The 19,290-nt window shown below is 71.6% G+C and carries 19 protein-coding genes; 11 read left to right on the top strand and 8 right to left on the bottom strand.

Annotated elements, in window-relative coordinates; translation table 11 throughout:
• Positions 1 to 215 precede the first annotated feature (215 nt).
• The gene (locus tag DIZ27_RS03050) at positions 216 to 2,312 is read right to left on the bottom strand and encodes a thioredoxin domain-containing protein (protein ID WP_109376997.1); all 2,097 of its coding nucleotides are present in this window, start codon (positions 2,310 to 2,312) and stop codon (positions 216 to 218) included.
• Between the two features lie 358 nt (positions 2,313 to 2,670).
• Here DIZ27_RS03050 and DIZ27_RS03045 point away from each other — a divergent pair, with 358 nt between their 5' ends.
• On the top strand, positions 2,671 to 5,871 hold the full coding sequence (locus DIZ27_RS03045) for a tetratricopeptide repeat protein (protein ID WP_109376705.1): 3,201 nt from the start codon (positions 2,671 to 2,673) through the stop codon (positions 5,869 to 5,871).
• Between the two features lie 60 nt (positions 5,872 to 5,931).
• Here the strand turns inward: DIZ27_RS03045 and DIZ27_RS03040 are convergent, their stop codons facing one another.
• Positions 5,932 to 6,219, bottom strand: coding sequence for a hypothetical protein (locus DIZ27_RS03040; protein WP_181383354.1), 288 nt, complete (start codon positions 6,217 to 6,219; stop codon positions 5,932 to 5,934).
• Positions 6,212 to 7,093, bottom strand: coding sequence for a mycothiol conjugate amidase Mca (gene mca, locus DIZ27_RS03035; RefSeq protein WP_109376703.1), 882 nt, complete (start codon positions 7,091 to 7,093; stop codon positions 6,212 to 6,214). Before mca ends, DIZ27_RS03040 begins: the two co-directional genes overlap by 8 nt.
• A 206-nt stretch (positions 7,094 to 7,299) precedes the next feature.
• Between mca and DIZ27_RS03030 the strand changes: the two genes are divergently transcribed.
• On the top strand, positions 7,300 to 7,698 hold the full coding sequence (locus DIZ27_RS03030; RefSeq protein ID WP_109376702.1) for a DUF4307 domain-containing protein: 399 nt from the start codon (positions 7,300 to 7,302) through the stop codon (positions 7,696 to 7,698).
• Between the two features lie 207 nt (positions 7,699 to 7,905).
• Positions 7,906 to 8,403: a transcription elongation factor GreA gene (gene greA, locus DIZ27_RS03025; protein WP_109376701.1), complete on the top strand. Its 498-nt coding sequence runs from the start codon at positions 7,906 to 7,908 to the stop codon at positions 8,401 to 8,403.
• A gap of 132 nt (positions 8,404 to 8,535) precedes the next feature.
• On the opposite strand, the gene ilvA is transcribed toward greA, so the two are convergent.
• Positions 8,536 to 9,774 (bottom strand): threonine ammonia-lyase, encoded by a 1,239-nt coding sequence (ilvA, locus tag DIZ27_RS03020; RefSeq protein ID WP_109376700.1) that lies wholly within the window; start codon positions 9,772 to 9,774, stop codon positions 8,536 to 8,538.
• 162 nt (positions 9,775 to 9,936) lie between these two features.
• Here ilvA and DIZ27_RS03015 point away from each other — a divergent pair, with 162 nt between their 5' ends.
• From DIZ27_RS03015 to DIZ27_RS03005, 3 genes are all read left to right on the top strand, one after another.
• Positions 9,937 to 10,446, top strand: a complete 510-nt coding sequence (locus tag DIZ27_RS03015) for a MarR family winged helix-turn-helix transcriptional regulator (protein ID WP_109376699.1) — start codon at positions 9,937 to 9,939, stop codon at positions 10,444 to 10,446.
• Positions 10,447 to 10,651: 205 nt separating this feature from the next.
• The gene (locus DIZ27_RS03010; protein ID WP_109376698.1) at positions 10,652 to 11,158 is read left to right on the top strand and encodes a sigma factor-like helix-turn-helix DNA-binding protein; all 507 of its coding nucleotides are present in this window, start codon (positions 10,652 to 10,654) and stop codon (positions 11,156 to 11,158) included.
• A complete protein-coding gene (locus tag DIZ27_RS03005; RefSeq protein WP_109376697.1) occupies positions 11,155 to 11,400 on the top strand; it encodes a hypothetical protein in 246 nt (81 codons plus the stop codon). The genes DIZ27_RS03010 and DIZ27_RS03005 overlap by 4 nt, the downstream gene beginning before the upstream one ends.
• Before the next feature lie 40 nt (positions 11,401 to 11,440).
• Here DIZ27_RS03005 and DIZ27_RS03000 read toward each other — a convergent pair whose 3' ends face one another.
• Positions 11,441 to 12,598, bottom strand: a complete 1,158-nt coding sequence (locus DIZ27_RS03000; RefSeq protein ID WP_109376696.1) for a cystathionine gamma-synthase — start codon at positions 12,596 to 12,598, stop codon at positions 11,441 to 11,443.
• Positions 12,599 to 12,912: 314 nt separating this feature from the next.
• Between DIZ27_RS03000 and DIZ27_RS02995 the strand changes: the two genes are divergently transcribed.
• Entirely contained in the window at positions 12,913 to 14,109 is a 1,197-nt protein-coding gene (locus DIZ27_RS02995; RefSeq protein WP_109376695.1) for an IS110 family transposase, read from the top strand.
• A gap of 8 nt (positions 14,110 to 14,117) precedes the next feature.
• Here the strand turns inward: DIZ27_RS02995 and DIZ27_RS02990 are convergent, their stop codons facing one another.
• From DIZ27_RS02990 to DIZ27_RS02980, 3 genes are all read right to left on the bottom strand, one after another.
• Positions 14,118 to 15,209, bottom strand: coding sequence for an integrase core domain-containing protein (locus tag DIZ27_RS02990; protein ID WP_109376694.1), 1,092 nt, complete (start codon positions 15,207 to 15,209; stop codon positions 14,118 to 14,120).
• A 92-nt stretch (positions 15,210 to 15,301) separates the two neighbouring features.
• Entirely contained in the window at positions 15,302 to 15,709 is a 408-nt protein-coding gene (locus DIZ27_RS02985; protein WP_109376693.1) for a type II toxin-antitoxin system VapC family toxin, read from the bottom strand.
• Entirely contained in the window at positions 15,706 to 15,981 is a 276-nt protein-coding gene (locus DIZ27_RS02980; RefSeq protein ID WP_109376692.1) for a hypothetical protein, read from the bottom strand. The genes DIZ27_RS02985 and DIZ27_RS02980 overlap by 4 nt, the downstream gene beginning before the upstream one ends.
• 494 nt (positions 15,982 to 16,475) lie before the next feature.
• Between DIZ27_RS02980 and DIZ27_RS02975 the strand changes: the two genes are divergently transcribed.
• The 4 genes from DIZ27_RS02975 to DIZ27_RS02960 all read left to right on the top strand — a co-directional run.
• Positions 16,476 to 17,519, top strand: a complete 1,044-nt coding sequence (locus DIZ27_RS02975; protein WP_109376691.1) for an SEC-C domain-containing protein — start codon at positions 16,476 to 16,478, stop codon at positions 17,517 to 17,519.
• Between the two features lie 59 nt (positions 17,520 to 17,578).
• The gene (locus DIZ27_RS02970) at positions 17,579 to 17,890 is read left to right on the top strand and encodes a hypothetical protein (RefSeq protein WP_109376690.1); all 312 of its coding nucleotides are present in this window, start codon (positions 17,579 to 17,581) and stop codon (positions 17,888 to 17,890) included.
• A 167-nt stretch (positions 17,891 to 18,057) separates the two neighbouring features.
• Positions 18,058 to 18,294 carry an STAS domain-containing protein gene (locus DIZ27_RS02965; RefSeq protein WP_109376689.1) on the top strand — a complete coding sequence of 79 codons (237 nt, stop codon included), beginning with the start codon at positions 18,058 to 18,060 and terminating at the stop codon, positions 18,292 to 18,294.
• A gap of 260 nt (positions 18,295 to 18,554) precedes the next feature.
• Positions 18,555 to 19,290, top strand: a 736-nt coding sequence (locus DIZ27_RS02960; protein ID WP_109376688.1) for a helix-turn-helix domain-containing protein, incomplete at its 3' end; no start/stop codon positions are given.

Below are 19,290 nucleotides of genomic sequence, written 5' to 3'. Positions count from 1 at the left end.
CACGCCTGTCACGTCACCGTGCAGACATTAGGGGGGAGTCGTGAAATCCGGGAGGTGTTCGGATAAAGAAGCTGTTGCGCGTCGTCGCTTCAAGCAACCGGTTGCGTCCGAATCAGGCAATTTTGTGGCCGGTTTTCCCGTCAACCGGGCAACTCGACTGCCAGGAAGCCTGGTTGGAACCGATCGCTCTCGCCGCCGCTGTCCGTCTCGCCACCTCAGCCGCCCAGGGCCGTGCTCAGCCGGTCGGGGTCGGTGGTCGGCGCGTCGCAGGTGAAGTTGCGGCAGACGTACGCGGCCGGTTCCCCGCCCACCAGGGGCCGGTCGGCCAGCAGCGGGAACTCGTCGCTCTCCGGCGCACCGACGGCGACCACCGCGCCCGGGGCGACACCCAGAAGCGCCCTGCGGTGCAGGGCCGCCGTGGCCGGATCGTCGAGCGCCGGACCGACCACCGCGACCTCCCGCGGCCCGTCCAGCGCCGCCTCGGCGACCGCGAGACCCCAGCCGACGAACCGCGGCACCCGCGGCCCGAGCGTCTTCACCATGCCCAACGCCCGCTCCGCAGCGGTGCGGTGCGGTTCGGAGCCGGTCTGCGCCGCATACCCCAGCAGCGCCCCGGCGGCGGCCGTCCAGCCGGACGGCACGGCGTTGTCGGTCGGGTCCTGCGGGCGCCGGATGAGCCGCTCGGCGTCGGACGCCGTGTCGTACAGGGCGCCCGTCTCCGGGTCGGTGAAGCGGACCAGCACATGGTCGAGGAGCAGACCGGCGAACTCCAGCCACACCCCTTCCCCGGTCACCGAGGCCAGCGCGAGGAAGCCCTCGGCGACATCGGCGTAGTCCTCCAGGACGCCCGCGTTGGCGCCGACCCGGCCGTCCCTGCTGGTGCGGGCGATCCGGGCGTGGTCGTCGAGGTGCACCCTGACCAGCAGGTCGGCGGCGGCGACCGCGGCCTCGGTCAGGTCCGGCCGGTCGAAGTAGGCGCCGGTCTCGGCGAGCGCGGCGATCGCCAGCCCGTTCCAGGCGGCGACGACCTTGTCGTCCCGGCCGGGGGCCGGGCGGGTGCCGCGCGCCGCGAGCAGCCGTTCCTTGACCCCGCCGGCTCCACCGATCCGGTCGGCGTCGAACACCTCGTCCTGCTGCGGCAGTTGCAGCACCGAGGCACCCTCCTCGAAGGTGCCCTCCTCGGTCACCCCGAAGTACCGCGCGGCGAGTTCGGCGTCCTGCGCGCCGAGCGCCTCGCGCAACTGCTCCGGCGTCCAGACGTAGTAGGCGCCCTCGACGTGCCGCCCCGTCCCGCCCTCCCGTCGCCCACCACCACCCTTCTGAGGACGCCCTTCGGGCGGCACCGCCTCTTCGCTGTCCGCGTCCAGCGCGGAGGCGAACCCGCCCTCGGGCGTGCCCAGTTCGCGGACCATGAAGTCGGCGGTCTCCAGCGCGACCCGGCGCGCGAGCTCGGAGCCGGTGGACCGCCACAGATGGGCGTAGACCCGGCAGAGCAGGGCGTTGTCGTAGAGCATCTTCTCGAAGTGCGGAACCGTCCAGTCCCGGTCCACCGAGTACCGGGCGAAACCGCCGCCGAGCTGGTCGTAGATGCCGCCGCGGGCCATGCGCTCGGCGGTGTCCCGCGCCATCTGCAGGGCGCCCTCGGAGCCGGTGCGGGCGTGGTGCCTGAGCAGGAACTCGAGCACCATGGACGGCGGGAACTTCGGCGCCCCGCCGAACCCGCCGCGCTGCGCGTCGTACTCCCGCGTGAGCCCGAGCAGCGCCTGCGCCTGCTGCTCCTCGCCCGGGAGCCGTGCGTCGCCGTAGGAGATCTCCCGCCCGGCCAGGTCCCGCACGATCTTCCCGGCGACCTCGGTGACCTCGTCCCTGCGCTCCTCCCACGCCTGGTGCACGCCCTGGAGCAGCTGCCGGAAGGACGGCATGCCGTGCCGGGGCTCGGGCGGGAAGTAGGTGCCGAAGTAGAACGGCTCGGCGCCGGGGGTGAGGAACACGGTCATCGGCCAGCCGCCCTGCCCGGTCGCCGCCTGTACCGCCTCCATGTAGACGGCGTCCACGTCGGGGCGCTCCTCGCGGTCCACCTTGACGCTCACGAAGTGCTCGTTCAGGTAGTCGGCGGTGGCCTGGTCCTCGAACGACTCGTGGGCCATCACATGGCACCAGTGGCAGCTCGCGTATCCGACGCTCAGCAGGACGGGCACGTTCCGCTCGCGCGCCTGTGCGAAGGCTTCGTCCGACCAGGGCCACCAGTCGACGGGGTTCTCGGCGTGCTGAAGGAGGTACGGGGACGTCTCGTGGGCCAGTCGGTTCGCCATGTGCTCCATCCTGCCCCAGTACCCCCGTGGAGGGGTGTCACCGGCCTCCGGCGGGGCCCGGCGGCCGGGGGATCGTCCGCCGATCGGGGCACGCCGGTACACCGGTGCGCCGGCCTGTCCGCCCTCGGCCGGGGAGCGGGCCCCGGCGGCGGCCCGGCCGGCTCCCGGGAGCATTCGGCTCCTCTCCCCGCATCGCCGCGCTCCCGGGTTCCTTCCTGTCTCCCCCTCCCCAAGAAGCTTCGTGCGCAGGACACTTGGCCGACGCATAACCGGAGGGGGTCTCGGGGATGGGTCGGAAGGGACCCGAGGACTCCCGGGCACACCGGGGGCGACCGAGGCCGCCGGAGGGGGACGTGACATGCGGGACGGTCATCGTGCGGACGCGGAGCGGCTGTTGGCACGGGCTGTGGAGGAAGAGGTACGCCGGTCGGGTGGGCGGGCCGACGGAAAAGTGCTGCTGTCCCGGGCGCGCGGGGCGCTGGACGCGATCGCGCGGACGGCGGCCGAGGAGTACGAGGCCTACACCCGCGCGCTGGACGAGGCGGCGGCCGGGCAGCTCACCTTCCGCCAGCGGTACGCCCGCGAGGGCGCCGGGACTCCACTGCTCGTGGCCGGGGTGGCCGGGCTCGCGGCCGTGGTCGCCGACCTCGCCCTCGGTACGGGCACCGGGACGGCGCTGGGCGCGGGCGTGGCCGTCGGGGTGATCGGCGCGGCGGCGACCGTGGTGAAGGTGGTGGGCGCGCATGTGCCCGCCGCGCACCGCCGGGCCGGCGCGGTGAGCCAGCCGGGCGGGCCGGAGCAGTTGCGGCTGCAGTGGCTGACGGCGCTGGAGGTGCGGGGCATCCGGCCGTTCCTGGACCAGCAGCGGATACTCACCGCGTCCACGGGCCCCCGGCAGACGGGGCCTCGGCTGCGCGGCGCGGACAAGAGCGCGGCGGCCCGCGGGCGGAGTGTGCTGGAGCAGTCGTTCGGGCAACTCCCGGAACCGGTGGGGCCGTTCGCCGGGCGGCGGCAGGAGATGGCGCGGATCCGGCAGTGGGTGCGGGCGGCGCGCGCGAGCACGGAGACGCAGCCGACGGTGGTGGTGCTGCACGGGGAGCCCGGCAGCGGCCGGACCACCCTCGCGGTACGCGCGACACACGACCTGAAGGACTACTTCCGCGGCGCCTGCGTGGTCGATCTGCGCGCCGACAGTCCCGGTGAGCCGCCGCTGTCCACCCGGGACGCGCTGCTGCATCTGCTGAACCGGCTGGGGGCGCCCCGCGAGCAGCTGCTGTTCCGTGAGCGGTCCTCCCCCGACCAGCAGGTGAGACGGCTGAGCGAGCTGTACCACCAGCATGTGACGGGCATGCCGGTGACGGTCGTCCTCGACGACGCGGCGGATCCGCAGCAGGTCCGCACGCTGCTGCCGGAGCGTTCCGACAGCCTGGTCCTGGTGACCTCCCGCGCGCCGCTCGGCCTGCCCGACGACCTGCCGGCCCGGGTGCACCAGCTGCCGGTGCGCGCCCTGGACGCGGCGGGCGCCGAGGAGCTGCTGGCCGCCGTCGCGCAGGACGCGTCGGGGCCTTACGACGCCGACTCCGCCGACCGGGTCCGGGAACTGTGCGGCGGGCTGCCGCTGGCACTGCGGATCGCCGGTTCCTCCCTGGGCCCGCGCTCCCCGCGCGCGCTCGCCACCGACCTGGGCGCCTACGGCCCGGTGAGCCCGGTCGAGCGCGCCCTGTGGCTGCGCTACACCGACCAGCCGGAGACGTTGCGGCGGCTGCTGCGCCGGCTGGCGCTGGCCGGCCGGGTATCGCTGGGCGCCGCGGCGGCGGCCGCGTTGCTGGCCACCGACGAGGCCGAGGGGGCCCGGCACCTCCAGGCGCTGTCCCGGGCCGGTCTGATCACCCCGGTGCGGCCCGGCCGGTACCGGCTGCACGACCTCGTGCACGCCTTCGCGCTGGCCCGTCTCCTGGACGAGGAGGACCCGGCCGAGCGGACGGCGGCGCAGGAACGGCTGATCGTGAACTACTCCGAGCTCGCCGACTCGGTGCTGCGGCTGGTCGACGGCAACATGTCGACCCGCTCGGACCGCTTCGGCCCGTACGGCTTCACCTCGCTGGACGAGGCGCTGCGCTGGCTGGACGACGAGTCCAGCTTCATCACGGCGGCGCTGCGGCACTCGGAGGGCGTGAACCAGGCGGCGGTGCTCAATCTCCTCGGCGCGCTGTGCGACTACTGCCTGCTGCGCGGCGACCTGTACCGCCTCGGTGAGATCAACGAGCTGGCGCAGGCCGTGGACGAGGGGCTGCTGATGCGTTCGGTGCAGTGGCGCACGGGTATCGCGGCACGCCAGCTGGGTGAGCTGGACAAGGCGCGGACGACGCTGTCCTCGGTGGTCGACCTGTACCGGGAGGCCCATCACGACGCGGGGGCCGCGCGGGCGCTGACCTCCCTCGGCATCACGCTGCACCACCAGGGCAATCTGACGGAGGCGTCGGCGAGGCTGCGGGAGGCGATGGACCTGCAGTCCGCGCCCCAGCTGGCCACCGACCGGGCGTGGACGATGCACGCCCTGGGCGCGGTGGAACGCGACCGCTCCCGGCTGTCCGAGGCCCTGGACCTGCTCACCGAGTCGCTGGTGCTGCACCGCGCGGGCGAGTCCGTGCACGGTCAGGCCTGGGCGCACTTCCAGCTCGGGCAGCTGAGGCTGCGCACGGGTGACGTACCGCGCGCCGAGTCCGAGCTGCGCGAGGCGCTCGAGCTGTACGGCCGTACCCGGGACGCCCGGGGTGAGGCGTGGGCGCTGACCCAGCTGGCCCGGGCCCTGCTGATCGGCGGGGACGCCTCGTCGGCGGTGGAGGACCTGCGGCGGGCCGCCGCCCGGCACCGGGACAACGAGGACGCGCGCGGGGAGGCGTGGACGCTGTACTACCTGGGCCAGGCGCTGGAGGAGACCGGGGACCTGGACCGGGCGGTGCGCGAGCTGGAGCGGTCCCGCACCATGTTCTCCCGGATGCGGGACGTCTACGGGCTGGCCTGCGCCCGGCACCATTCGGCCCGGGTGACCCGTGACCAGCGGGCTGCGCAGACCGGTTCGCTGCGCAACTCGGGCTTCGCCCGTCAGCTGCTGGTCGACGCCCGCGCGGACTTCCAGCGGATCGGTGTGGCCCACGGCGAGGCGTGGACGTGCCTGGAGCTGGCGGTCGTCGACGCGGGCAATGCCCGTACCCAGCAGGCGCTGGCCCTGTGCGACGAGGCGGCGGCGCTGTTCGCGTCCTACGGGGACCGGCGCGGCGAGGACTGGGCCCGGTTCCTGCGCTGCACGCTCCTGCCGTACGCGGCCCCGGGCGGTGCCGAGGTCGGTACGGCGGTGGCCCAGGAGGACCTGGCGCAGCTGGCCCGGACCGCGCACGCCGCCCGCGACGAGAAGCTGGGCGACTACGTGGACGCCTACCAGCTCCTGCTGGAGCGCGGGGTGAGTCTGGAGGCGGGCTGGCAGGCCTGGCACCTCGGCATGGTCCCCAGCCGCCACACCCGTGAGGTGATAGGGGTGGCCATGGGGCCGACCACGTAGGGGCACGGGCCCGGCGGGGTGCCGCCGCGTAGCCCTCCGGGGGCCGGAAGGCTACGTGGCTCAGCCCTGCTTCTTCTTCCCGGGCCCGTCGGACGGCGCACCCGCGGCCGCGCCGGACGACGCCGGCTTCGTGGCGTCCTCGGATCCGGTCCGGCGGTCCGCGGACTCGTCGAAGTCGACCCGGTTCATGTGGCGGTTCATCGACTTCATCAGGCCCCAGACCGCCAGGGCCATCACCGCGAAGACGATGAAGCCGAGGACACCGGGGGTGACCTTGTCCTTGTCGACTTCGGCGAGGGTGACCAGGTGGCTCATTGCCAGGCTTGCGCTAGCACTCATGTCAGGCATTGTCCCGGATGCCCGCGAAGAGGTCGTCCTCGGGGAGGGATGTGTCGACGAGCGACTTCGCGAGCTCGTACTCCTCGGTGGGCCAGACCTCCTTCTGGATCTCCATCGGCACCCGGAACCAGCCGCCGTCGGGGTCGATCTGGGTGGCGTGCGCGATCAGGGCCTTGTCACGGGTCTCGAAGAAGTCCCCGCACGGGACGTGCGTGGTGAGCGTGCGCTCCTTGCGCTCGAACTCCGCCCAGCGCTTGAGCCAGTCCCCGTACGGCGACTCCAGGCCGCGGTCCAGCAGCGCCCGGTGCAGCGCCTCGGTGCGGGGGCGGTTGAAGCCCTGGTTGTAGTAGACCTTCAGCGGCTGGTGGGCCGGGCCGAACTCGCTCTCCGGGTACTTCTCGGTGTCCGTCGCGCCTTCGAAGGCCACCATCGTGATCTTGTGGGTCATGATGTGGTCGGGGTGCGGGTAGCCGCCGTTCTCGTCGTAGGTGGTGATCACCTGGGGACGGAACGCACGGATCTTCCGCACCAGCTCGCCGGCCGCCTTGTCGACGTCCTCCAGGGCGAAGCAGCCCTCGGGCAGCGGGGGCAGCGGGTCGCCCTCGGGCAGGCCGGAGTCGACGAAGCCGAGCCACTCCTGCTTCACACCGAGGATCTCCCGGGCCTCGTCCATCTCCTTCCTGCGCACCTCGTGGATGTTCTCCTCGATGTACGGGTCGCCCTGCAGCTTGGGATTGAGGATGGAGCCGCGCTCCCCGCCCGTGCAGGTCACGACCAGCACGTCCACCCCCTCGGACACGTACTTCGCCATGGTGGCCGCGCCCTTGCTCGACTCGTCGTCGGGGTGGGCGTGCACGGCCATCAGTCGCAGCTGGTCAGTCAAGACTCATTCCTCAAGTCGGTAGGGCCCGGGGTGCCCGGTGCGGTCCCACTGGCTGTCGTCCCCGTGGGACGTCGCGGTGGGGTGGCGGTCGGGCGACGGGCGGAAGACTTCTATAGTGACCGAAGCCGGGGACGAATAATTCCGGAGCCCGGTACCGGGCCCCGCCCGGAGCAGGCGTCCCCCCCTTTTCCGCCGAGGAGACGATCATGAGTACGGCGAGCACGCGACCGCCCGAGGGCCGGTACGGCCGCACCTCGGACGAACGTGCCGACCGCACCCTCAAGATCGTCGGCGCGGTCCTGGCCGCGGTGATGGTGGCCCTGATCGGCTGGTTCGGCTACCACTACGTCGCGGGCAGCAGGATCAGCGGCGAGATGATCGGTTTCGACACCGCGAAGGACACCGTGCGGGTGCGCCTGGAGGTCCACAAGGACGCGGGCGTGGACGGCTACTGCACGGTGCGGTCCCAGGCCGTGGACGGCGCCGAGGTGGGCCGCGCCGACTTCCGCTTCGACGGGGACGGCACGCGCTTCGACGAGGTCGTCACGCTCCGCACGACCTCCCCGGGCGCGACGGCCGAGCTGCTCGGCTGCCACGCCGACTGACTCCGGCCGTCTCCGGACGGCTCCCCTCTTCCGGGGACCGGTGTCGCGAGCGACACAAGGCCGCTGACCTGCGAAAAAACAGCTCCGATGGCATATGTCCTCCCCCTTTGGCCGCTGAATTGTTAGGCTCGTGGTTTCGCCCATCCGTGGAGGAACATCCTTCAGGGAGGGCGTTGCTTTGTATTCCAGCACCTACGAGGAGCACCAGTGACCCAGACCAGCGAGAACGCCACCTGGCTGACGCAGGAGGCGTACAACAAGCTCAAGGACGAGCTTGCATACCTTACTGGTCCCGCGCGTACGGAGATCTCCGCCAAGATCGCCGCCGCGCGCGAGGAGGGCGACCTGCGGGAGAACGGCGGGTACCACGCGGCCAAGGAGGAGCAGGGCAAGCAGGAGCTCCGCGTGCGGCAGCTCACCCAGCTCCTCGAAAGCGCCAAGGTCGGTGAGGCGCCGGCGGCCGACGGTTCGGTGGCGCCGGGCATGGTCGTGACGATCGCCTTCGACGGCGACGAGGACGACACGCTGACCTTCCTCCTCGCCTCGCGCGAGTACGCGAGTGGGGACATCGAGACGTACTCCCCGCAGTCCCCGCTGGGTACCGGGGTGTCCGGCCACAGGGTCGGCGAGACCGTGGAGTACGAGCTGCCGAACGGCAAGACGGCCTCCGTGAAGATCCTGAAGGCCGAGCCGTACAAGGGCTGACCCGCAGTCCACGGCTCAGGACCGTGAGAGTGCCCCCGGCGCCATGCCCGCCGCGGGACGCGTGAGCGTCCCCAGCGCGGTGCCGGGGGCTTCGTCATGCCGCCGCCGAGCCGCACGGGCCGGGCGTCCGGGTCAGTCCATGCCGTGCAGGACCATGTAACCCGCGTCCCGCAGGGCCTGCTCGACCTCGGCGCAGTGCTCCGGGCCCTTCGTCTCCAGGTGCACTTCGACCTCCACCTCCGTGAGCCCGAGCCGCGGATCGGTCCGTACATGGCTCACGTCGAGGACGTTGGCGTCCACCACCGACAACGCCCCGAGAAGCGACGCGAGAGCGCCCGGCCGGTCCGTCAGCCGCAGCCGGACGGCCAGGTAGCGGCCCTGTGCCGCCATGCCGTGCCGCAGTACCCGCTCCATCAGCACCGGGTCGACGTTGCCACCGGACAGCACGGCGACGACCGGGCCCGCGAACGCGTCGGGGCGGCTCAGCAGCGCCGCGACCGGGCTCGCCCCGGCCGGCTCGACGACCAGTTTGGCCCGCTCCAGGCACAGCAGCAGGGCGGCGGACAGCTCGCCCTCGGTGACCGTGCGGACCTCGTCCACCAGGTGCTCGACGATCCCGAACGGCACGTCGCCGGGCCGCCCCACCTTGATGCCGTCGGCCATCGTCGCCGGGTGGCGCACCGACACCGGATGCCCGGCCGCCAGTGAGGGCGGGTACGCCGCCGCGCCCGCCGCCTGCACCCCGATGATCCGTACGTCCGGCCGCAGCGCCTTCACCGCGACGGCGATCCCGGCGATCAGCCCGCCGCCGCCCATGCCGACGACGATCGTGCGCACCTCGGGGCACTGCTCCAGGATCTCCAGACCCACGGTGCCCTGGCCCGCGATGACGTCGGGGTGGTCGAAGGGGTGGATCAGCACGGCGCCCGTCTCGTCCGCGTACTCCTCGGCGGCGGCCAGTGCCTCGTCGACCACCTGGCCGTGCAGGCGCACCTCGGCGCCGTATTCCCGGGTGGCGCTGATCTTCGGCAGCGGGGCGCCCTTCGGCATGAACACCGTCGACCGCACCCCGAGCAGCGAGGACGCGAGCGCGACGCCCTGTGCGTGGTTGCCGGCGCTCGCCGCGACCACACCGGCGGCGCGCTGTTCGGGCAGCAGCCCGGCGATCCGGACGTACGCGCCCCGCAGTTTGAAGGACCCCGTCCGCTGGAGGTTCTCGCACTTGAGGTGCACCGGCGTGCCCACCGTCCGGGACAGGTGCCTGCTGCTCTCCATCGCGGTCACCCTGGCCACACCCGAGAGCATCTTCCGGGCGCCGCGCACATCGTCGGGCGTGACGGTACGCAGGAAGTCAGCCGTGCCGTAGTTCATGACTCCAGCATCGCAGTTCACCGCCGTCGGCGATCGCGGTGACCGATCCACGGATACGGCTTTGCGCAGCGCCGGTACGACGGAGCCCCCGGCCGCGTACTCTGTCCCCCAATGAGCAGCCCTCCACGAAGTGAGCCTCCGGCCATGCCCACTACACCTGACATGTCGATGGACATGACGACCGTCGGTGACACCGGTCTTCTCGACACGCTGCAGCACGAGGTGGCGCTGTTCGCCCGGCGCGCCGAACAGACCCGGCTGGGCGGCGTCGGCCAGGTACGCATCTCCATGGACCGTGCCGCCTATCTCCTGCTCAACCGTCTCGACAAGGAAGGCCCGATGGGTGTCAAGGCGCTCGCCGCCGGCATGGGCATCGACTCGTCGACCGTCACCCGGCAGGTGGCCCCGCTGGTGGACACCGGACTGGTGAAGCGCACCTCGCATCCCGAGGACGGCCGGGCGGTCGTGCTCCAGCTCTCTCCGCGCGGGCAGTCGCGTCTGGAGGAAGTGCGCTCCTCACGGCGCCAGTTGATGGCCGACCTGACCCATGACTGGGAGCCGGAGGAGCGCGAGGCGTTCTGCGCGCTCCTCACGCGCTTCAACGGCGCGCTCTCCGCGCGGATGTCGGTTCCGGGGGGACCGGGGCCGGAGGACGGCCGGTCGGATTCCTGATCCGGCTGTTCCGGTTGTTCCGGCCCGAACCGGCCTGGTCCGCACGAGAGGACCTGGGTGCCGGGCAGCCTGCGCGCCGGGCCGTGCGCGGCTCTTGACCGCGGGGCCGGCCCTGCCCTGAGATGAGACCGGGTCCCGTCGCACGCGCCCGCCGAAGGCCGTTCGCGGCCGGGACCGGCTCGGGCAGGTTGTGCGGGAGGCGCGGTTGCTGCAAGGGCATGCGTCCCGGGAGGCTCGCCGGGCCCGCGAGTTCGAGGCGTTCGTCGCGGGCGCGGCCGGGCGGCTGCTGCATGCCGCCACCCTGCTCACCGCGGAGGCGCGGGACGACAACCCCCGCGCGCGGCGCCTGCTGACCCTGGCGCTGGCCCACACGTACGCGTGCTGGGACCGGCTGCGCGGTGACGATCCCTACGACCGGACCCGGCAGTACCTGGCCACCCGCTTCGCCCGTACCGCCTGGCACGAGCGCGGCGGCCTGCTCCGCTCCCGTCCGCACCCCGCGAGCCCGCTGGCCGGGCTCGGCCCGCAGGAGCGTCTGATCCTGGTGCTGCGGCTCTACGAGGATGTCGCCGAGGAGCAGACGGCGGCCCTGCTCGGCCTGTCCGCGGACCGGGTCCGCGCGATCTGCAACCGCGCGACGACCGCGGTACTGGACCGGCGGCGGCGTGCGCCGGCTCCGGCGGTGCGGGGCGTCAGGGCGGTGTCGTCATGAGCTGGGGCCGTGCGGCGGCCGTACGACGGGTGCTGGAGCAGGCACCGCCGCCGGTGCCGCCCGACCTGCACGCGGAGGCCGTGCGCCGCGGTGCCCGCATGCTGCGGCGCAGGGCGCTCGCCCGCCGCCTGGGGTGGCTGGTGCTGCTCGCGGCGAGCCTGGCCTTCGTGATCTGGGCGCTGACCACGCACCCGTGGGTGGAGCCGCCGTCGGAGACGACTCCACCCCTGACGGGCTGGTGAACCGGCCGGGTGCGACCCGCACCGGAGCCCCCGTGCGGCCTTACCGGCCGAGGGCCTGCTGGAGGTCTTCGAGCAGGTCGTCGATGTTCTCGATGCCCACGGAGAGGCGCACCAGGTCGCCGGGGACCTCGAGCGCGGAGCCGACCACGGAGGCGTGCGTCATGCGCCCGGGGTGCTCGATCAGCGACTCGACGCCGCCCAGGGACTCGCCCAGCGTGAACACCTCGGCCCGGTTGCAGACCTCGACGGCCGCCTCCTCGCCGCCCTCCACGCGGAAGGAGACCATGCCGCCGAAGGAGCGCATCTGCTTGGCGGCGACCTCGTGGCCGGGGTGCTCCGGCAGCCCCGGGTAGAGGACGCTCGTCACGCGCGCGTGCCGGCTGAGCATGTCGGCGACCTTGGTGGCGTTCTCGCTGTGCCGGTCCATGCGCACCGAGAGCGTCTTGGCGCCGCGCAGCACCAGCCAGGAGTCGAACGGCCCGGCGACCGCGCCCATCGCGTTCTGGTGGTAGGCCAGCTCCTCGCCGAGCTCCGCGTCGCCGGTGATCAGGGCGCCGCCGACGACGTCCGAGTGACCGCCCATGTACTTGGTCAGGGAGTGCACGACGACGTCCGCGCCGAGCGCGATCGGCTGCTGGAGGTAGGGCGTGGCGAAGGTGTTGTCGACGACGAGGCGGGCGCCGGCGTCCCGGGCGACCTGGGCGACGGCGGCGATGTCGGTGATGCCGAGCAGCGGGTTGGAGGGGGTCTCCACCCACACGACCCTGGTCTTCGGGGTGATGGCGGCCCGGACGGCGGCCGGGTCGCTGGTGTCGGCCACCGACCACTCCACCCCCCAGCGGGCGACGACCTTGGCGAACAGCCGGAACGTGCCGCCGTAGGCGTCGTTCGGGATCACCACGTGGTCGCCGGGGCTGAGCAGCGTACGCAGCAGGCAGTCCTCGGCCGCCAGCCCGGACGCGAACGCGAGGCCGCGGCGGCCGCCCTCCAGGGCGGCGAGGTTCTCCTCCAGCGCGGTCCTGGTCGGGTTGGCGCTGCGGCTGTACTCGTAGCCGCCGCGCAGGCCGCCGACGCCGTCCTGCTTGTAGGTGGACACCTGGTAGATCGGCGGGACCACCGCGCCGGTCAGGGGGTCCGCGGTGTTGCCCGCGTGGATCGCGAGTGTCTCGAAGTGTTGACTGATGTGCCTGTCGCTCATGGGCCCCGAGGGTAGTCCGCGCGCGGTGGACGACGCGTCAGGGAGTTCCCCCCACGCGCCCGGGAGTTTTCCACAGATCAGGCGGCTCTACCTTCTTGATCGGGTTGATCGAGCCATTCGTAGGGTTGGGTCGCCCAGGGGCGCTGGGTGTGGCTATCAGGCGGCTGCCGTCTCGTGGCTTTCCTTGCTTCGCCGCCCGGCGCCCCACGACGACTCGGCCGCCGATTAGGAAGTGCGAACAAGTCGCTGTGTAGAGCAATGCCGGCGAAGTCGTCCGTGGCACGAGCAGTACGAACACGCACGTCAGGAGCACGATGAGCCGGATATGGGCGGGGATCGACAGTGGCAAGGGCCATCACCACGGCCTTGTTCTGGACGCCGAGGGTAAGACCCTGTTGTCGCGGCGGGTGGCCAACGACGAGCCCGAGCTGCTGAAGCTGATCGGTGACGTCCTGGACCTGGCCGACGGCCGTGAGGTCACCTGGGCCATCGACATGACCGGCGGAGAGCCGGCACTGCTGCTGGCCTTGCTGGTCAACCACGGCCAGGAGGTCCTCTACATGCCCGGCCGGCTGGTCAACCGGGCATCCGACGGCTACCGCGGCGAGGGCAAGACCGACGCCCGCGACGCCTACGTGATCGCCGACCAGGCCAGAATGCGCCGCGACCTGCGGCCCATCCGCCCCGGTGACGAGACGGCCGTCGAGCTCAAGCTGCTGACCGGGCGCCGGGCCGACCTGGTCGAGGACCGCACCCGCTCGGTGAACCGCCTTCGCGGCACCCTGCTGAGCATGTTCCCGGCCCTGGAGCGGGCCCTGGACGTGACGAACACCGGCCCGCTCAGGCTGCTGACGGGCTACCAGACCCCGGCCGCGATCCGCCGGACTGGCATCGCGCGGCTGACGAAGTGGCTGGCCAACCGGAAGGTCCGCAATGCGAGAGCCCTGGCCGAGGCGGCGGTCGAGGCCGCCGAGCGCCAGCACACCGCCGTCCCCGGGGAGAAGACCATCGCCAGGCTGGTCCACACCCTGGCCGAGGAGGTGATGGCCCTCAACGAGCAGATCCGTGAGCTGGACAAGCTCATCGAGGGCCGGTTTCGCGAGCACGAGCTCGCCGACATCCTTCTGAGCGTCCCGGGCATCGGCACGGTTCTGGGAGCGGAGTTCCTCGCCGCCGTCCGCGGCGGCCTGGACGAGTTCGACTCCCCGGACGCCCTGGCGGCCTTCGCCGGCGTCGCCCCGGCACCTCGCGACTCGGGCAAGGTCAGCGGCAATCTTCACCGGCCGCTGGTCTATCACCGAAGACTTCAGCGCGTGTTCTACACCTCCGCGCTGGTCAGCGTCCGCTACGACCCGAACTCGCGGAAGTTCTACGACCGTAAACGCGCCGAGGGGAAGAAGCATGTCCAGGCCGTGCTCGCCCTTGCCCGCCGACGCGTCAACGTCATCTGGGCCCTGATCCGCGACCGACGGTGCTACGAAGTGGCGCCACCGGTGACTACGGCAGCTTGACAACAGCATTAGGAAGCATGTTGGTACTCGTGAAGGATTCCGCCGAGTCGATCTCGTCGGTGAACCTTCAGGTGCGCGAGCTGTCCTGGTTCGGTGATCGGTTCGGGTAGCGGACGGAGCGGAGCCGCTTGCCCCAGTGTCCGGTGCGGGCGATGCTCGTTGTAGAAGGACTCGAACTCGCGCAGCGCGTGGAGTAGATGGCGCTGGTCCCATATGAGGGTGCGGTCCAGCAGTTCGCGCCGGCAGGTCTGGATCCACCGTTCCATGATGGAGTTCATCCGCGGCATCCGGATGCCGCTGAGGACGACCTCCAGGCCGGCGTCGGTCAGCACGGCGTCGAAGGCCTGCGTGAACCTCGAGTCGCGGTCGCGGATCAGGAATCTGGCCCTGCTGCCCGCGTCCTCCAGGTCCATGACGAGATTGCGTCCGAGCTGCACCATCCAGTCCGCGGTGGGGTGAGCGGTGACGCCCAGGATCCTGATCCGCCTGGTGGCGTGTTCGATGACCGCGAAGACATACAGGCGAGCCCCGGTGAGCGTGCGGGCCTCGAACAGATCGCACGCCAACAGCGCGGCGGCCTGGCTGCGCAGGAAGTCGGCCCAGGTCGTGCTCTGCCGTTCGGGCGCGGGCGGGATGCCGTGCTCCTTGAGGATCTCCCAGACCGTGGAGGCGGCGACCTTGATGCCCAGTGCCGCGAGCTCGCCGTGGATCCGGCGGTACCCCCACGAGCTGTTCTCGCGGGCCAGGCGCAGGACCAGGGCGCGGATCGACCGGACGGTGGGTGGGCGTCCGCGCCGCTTCGGCACGCAGGTGGCGGCATGTCGTTGCTTGAACAGGTTGCGGTGCCACCGCATGATCGTGTCAGGGCGTACCAACAGCAGGAACCGGCGCAGCTTCTGCCTCGGGAGGCAGTGGAGCAGGCCGGCGAGGATGGCGCGGTCGGTGTCGGTGAAGGTGGGCTTGCCGACTTGGCGTTGCAGGACCAGCAGTTGGTGCCGCAGGGCCAGGATTTCGATGTCCTTCTCTCGGTCGCTCATCGGCAGCAGGCGCAGGAGCGCCAGGGTGTTGGTCGCGGCGAGGTAAGCCAGGCGGAGCAGCACGACAGATGATGATGCCGCCGTCCAACCTCCATGTGAACGGCGAGGTACGAGCCGCGAGACCGCGGGACTCCCGGCACCGCCCCGAGTGCCCGTCAGAGGTCTCTGATCGCCACGCGGTCGCCGCATAGCTTTGACCAGTCGTCGCGGTCGGAGGTCAGGACGAGCACGGGGGCCGGTGACCGGAGGGCCATCGCGGCGACGAGGGCATCGATGGCGTATTTGTGGCCGTGGAGGCCGCCGGCGTCTTGCAGCAGCCGCACCGCCGTCATGGAGTCGGCTTGGTTGACTTCCTCGACCTTGAGTCGGGAGAGCACCCAGTTCAGTCGCGCGGTGTCCGTCTTGCCGTAGACGGCTTCCACGATGGTCAGGACAGAGACCCGCACGGGAACGCCCTCCCGGCGTGCGGCCTCGATCCTGACCACCATCCGTCGGTCGTTATCCAGCAGCAGCGACAGAGCCTGCGAGTCCAGGACGATGGAACGGGCGGGCGGTTCCTTCACGCGGCACTCTGCCCGGCCGCGCCCGGCTCCTGTCCGTCACCGAACAGCTCGCGGTGCGCGGCCTGGACCTCCTGTTCGGTGAGGGGGCCGTGTTCAGCCTCGTGGGCGGCAACGATCTCGGCGAGCCCGTCCATGGCCAGCTGATGACGGACGGCCTCGGTGATGTAGGCGGATACCCCGCGCTTACCGGTGCGGGAGCGCAGCGCACCGACGAGGTCGGAGGGCATGGACACGGAGATGTTCTCCGTACTACCGGGCCTGGAAGTCTTCACACCCCCTAGTGTACGACATGGTTTATTACAGCACCCTGTGCAGGCCAGCTGCTCTCCTGGGCGGGCCGGCCATCAGGCGGCCAGCCGCCGCCCTGAACGCTACCGGCAGCGATCCCGCCGCCGTCCGTCCCCGAGCGGGACGGCGGGCGCTGGGGGCCTGCACCTATCTGTTCCGCCACCGCACCTAACGGTGCCGCGCGCTCATCCTGCTGGCCATGGGGACGGTCGGTCACCGTGCACAGCCTCGCCGGCGGGCTGACCTCGCTGCTAACCACCCTCGGGTACCCCCGGGCCGAAGCCGGGGTAATCTCCGCCGCCGACATCTTCGGCCTGTTCCTCTCTTGGTCCGCGCCGACCTGCGACAGTCCCGACTGTGCGGGGCATCGCGGGCTCGACGATCTCGCCGGGCGTGGGCGTCGACGGTCGGCGAAACGGTGCGGCATGAGGTCCGGTATGGGATAACGAGCGGCCACCGGCATCGGTAGGGTTTGCACATGAGCGACTCGCCGGTGTCCGGTACCGTGATCACCCCGTATGCGGCTTTCCTTGACGATCTGGGACGTGAGCCGTCGGCGGCCGAGTGCGAGCGGTGGGCCAGGGAACACCCCGGTGCCCCGGAGGAGCCACGTGCCCTGGTGGATGCGGGTTGGTTCACGGCGCGCGGCGGCCGGCACGAGGAGGCCCTCGCGCTCTTTCGCCGCGCGGTGGAGTTCGGGGGCGAGTTCGGCAGGGACGCCCAGGTCGGCATCGTCGACCAGCTGTACGCGCTGCGCCGCGGGCAGGAAGCCGAGGAGGCACAGCGCGCGCTGCGGGCCGAACTCGACGCCCAGCCTGCGGAATTCACGAATCTGCGGATCTTCGATGACATGGTCGAGGTGCTGACCGAGGCCGGCGAGAGCGAGTCGGCCCTTAAGTGGTGCGAGGCAGGTCTGGACCGCGCGGCCGCCTCCGGTGCGTCACCGGAGGCGGCCGAGTACCGGCGTGGACTGGCGCTCAGCCGCAGCTTCCTACACGACGCGCTGGACATCGAGCTGGATGAGGACGATCTGGCCGCCGAGGCTGAGGCCGATGCTTCCCTCGCGGCGCTCAGCGAGCTGGTGCGGGAGCGGTGGGGCGACCTGCCCGGCCGTCGGGGGCTGGATGTGCCGGAGGACGGGGAGGCGTTCGACTCCATCGTGCTGCGCTGGGCGCGGGAGGACTTCGCTGCGGTGCGGGCGCGCTGGCCGGAGTCGACCGCGCACTATGGCGAAGACTACGACGCGTATGCCGCGCGGATCCAGCGGGAGGCCCGCGGCTACGGCGAGGCCGGCGCCGCCCACGTGCGCATGGTCACCGGCACCCTGGCCGACTTCCAGGCGTACGCCCAGCGCACCGGCCGCGACCCGGCCGACCAGAAGACCCGGCAGAGCTACGGCGAGTGGCGCGCCGCGGCGCACCCGGACCAGACGCTGCTGTGGCCGCCCGCGCGCAACGGGCCGTGCTGGTGCGACTCGGGCCGCAAGTACAAGAAGTGCTGCGGCACCCCCGCGAAGAACTGACCGGCCCAGATGTCTCACTGTCTCACGAGTTCCAGGGGCACAGGCAAAAGGAGTGGCCCATGGCCAGGAAGTCGGACCACCGGCTCGACGCGATGATCGCGGAGGCAGTCATCGACGCATACGGTGAAGACGAAGAACTGGCCGGCTTCCACGCCGTCCTCACCGATCATCTGGTGCTGCCTTTCACCACCCAGGTTCTGGGCGTCGACGTTGTGGTCGAGGACCTCGACCTACGTCCCGGCAGTGGAATGGTGGCCCTGTGCCGTCGTGGCGCCCATCGGCAGGCAATCGGGTTGCTGGACCTGCCGCTGCCGTCACCGCCGCCCAAGGGAGCCGAGTGGATCGCGGCGTTCCGCCGCTGGACCCACTGACCGCTACCGGCGGCAAGCTCGGCCACACCCGCGGCGAGATCGCCGCACTGCCCCGCGCCGCGCGCACCATCCCAGCAGAACGGGCACTGCCCCACTCATCCCCGGGCAACGCGACCTGACTGCTGACCACGTCTGCGACCAGGACAGATGATTAATCGGCACCCGCAATGCTGAACAACGAGCTGAAGGCCGCTGCGCTCAGCGGTGCCCGCCGTGTCGAGGTGGACTTCAGCCGGGTCGACTTCTGCGATTGCGCCGGGCTCAACGCCCTGCTGGCAGCCCGCATCCACTGCCAGGAACTGGGGGTGGGTTTCTCGGTCCCCGGACCGGTGACCCCCGCCTTTGCCCGACTGGTGCAGCTGGCGGGCGTCGGGCCCTTGCTGCTGATGCCGCAAGCTGCGTGATCAAACGGGGAAGCAACCGTGCGTGATCCGGCGCACGGGCCGGCACTAGAAGGCGTAGCATGTGCGGCGCCCGGTTCGCTGAAACCGGTGGGCCGTGACTGCGGCCCCGCAAGGCCCGATCCCCCCGTGCGGGTCATTGCTCTCGGGGCGGGCAGGTGCAACCCCCCGTCGCCTGCCCGCCCCTGTGCCGTTCGGAAACTCATCGCTGCTGCTCGGAGTGGGTCTGGCGCGCCACTATGAGCTCCTGGAACCCTGTCCGGATGCTCGTCTCACTGGTGTATCACGTGGCGCGGAAGCTGCTGTCGGTCCCGGCGGTGCTGCTACGCCGACGCGCGGCAAAGGATGCTGAGTTGCTGGTGCTGCGGCATGAGAACGCGGTGCTGCGCAGGCAGCTCAAGGGACCGGTGCGGTATGCGCCGGCGGACCGGCTGTGGTTCGCGGCGTTGTCTGCGCTGATCCCGCGGCGTCGGTGGGCGCGCGTTTTCCCGGTGACGCCTGCAACTGTGCCGGCGTGGCACCGCAGACTTATCGTGCGCAAGTGGGACTACAGCAAGCGCCGGAGCAGGCCGGGCAGGCCGCCGACCGCGAGCGCGGTGAAGGCGTTGGTGCTGCGGCTGGCCCGGGAGAATCCGCGGTGGGGCTGCCGTCGGATCCAAGGTGAACTCGTTCGTCTGGGGCATTCGATCGGCGCCACGACGGTCTGGGAGATCCTGACGGCGGCCGGAATCGATCCCGCCCCGCGCCGCGGCGGGCCGACATGGCGTGAGTTCCTGACCGCGCAGGCCGAGGGCATCATCGCCTGCGACTTCGTGCACATCGATCTCGTCGATCTGCGCCGGGTGTACGCATTGGTCTTCCTCGAGCACGGCACGCGCCGCCTGCACATCGCCGGCGTGACCGCCCATCCCACCGGGCCCTGGACGGTGCAGCAGGCAAGAAACCCGGCCCTCGAGGTGGGTGTCCGGGCCGACCCGCTGCGGTTCCTGCCCCGCGACC

This window comes from Streptomyces sp. NWU339 (genome assembly GCF_003143855.1).
GTDB lineage: Bacteria > Actinomycetota > Actinomycetes > Streptomycetales > Streptomycetaceae > Streptomyces.
Note: the sequence above shows the minus strand (reverse complement) of the source record. Positions and strands in the feature narration are given on the sequence as shown.

Coding starts and splice junctions, on each gene's coding strand:
- DIZ27_RS03050 (WP_109376997.1), bottom strand. CDS start 2,312: ATGGCGAACCGACTGGCCCACGAGACGTCCCCGTACCTCCTTCAGCAC.
- DIZ27_RS03045 (WP_109376705.1), top strand. CDS start 2,671: ATGCGGGACGGTCATCGTGCGGACGCGGAGCGGCTGTTGGCACGGGCT.
- DIZ27_RS03040 (WP_181383354.1), bottom strand. CDS start 6,219: ATGCCTGACATGAGTGCTAGCGCAAGCCTGGCAATGAGCCACCTGGTC.
- DIZ27_RS03030 (WP_109376702.1), top strand. CDS start 7,300: ATGAGTACGGCGAGCACGCGACCGCCCGAGGGCCGGTACGGCCGCACC.
- ilvA (WP_109376700.1), bottom strand. CDS start 9,774: ATGAACTACGGCACGGCTGACTTCCTGCGTACCGTCACGCCCGACGAT.
- DIZ27_RS03015 (WP_109376699.1), top strand. CDS start 9,937: ATGTCGATGGACATGACGACCGTCGGTGACACCGGTCTTCTCGACACG.
- DIZ27_RS03005 (WP_109376697.1), top strand. CDS start 11,155: ATGAGCTGGGGCCGTGCGGCGGCCGTACGACGGGTGCTGGAGCAGGCA.
- DIZ27_RS03000 (WP_109376696.1), bottom strand. CDS start 12,598: ATGAGCGACAGGCACATCAGTCAACACTTCGAGACACTCGCGATCCAC.
- DIZ27_RS02995 (WP_109376695.1), top strand. CDS start 12,913: ATGAGCCGGATATGGGCGGGGATCGACAGTGGCAAGGGCCATCACCAC.
- DIZ27_RS02975 (WP_109376691.1), top strand. CDS start 16,476: ATGAGCGACTCGCCGGTGTCCGGTACCGTGATCACCCCGTATGCGGCT.
- DIZ27_RS02970 (WP_109376690.1), top strand. CDS start 17,579: ATGGCCAGGAAGTCGGACCACCGGCTCGACGCGATGATCGCGGAGGCA.
- DIZ27_RS02965 (WP_109376689.1), top strand. CDS start 18,058: ATGCTGAACAACGAGCTGAAGGCCGCTGCGCTCAGCGGTGCCCGCCGT.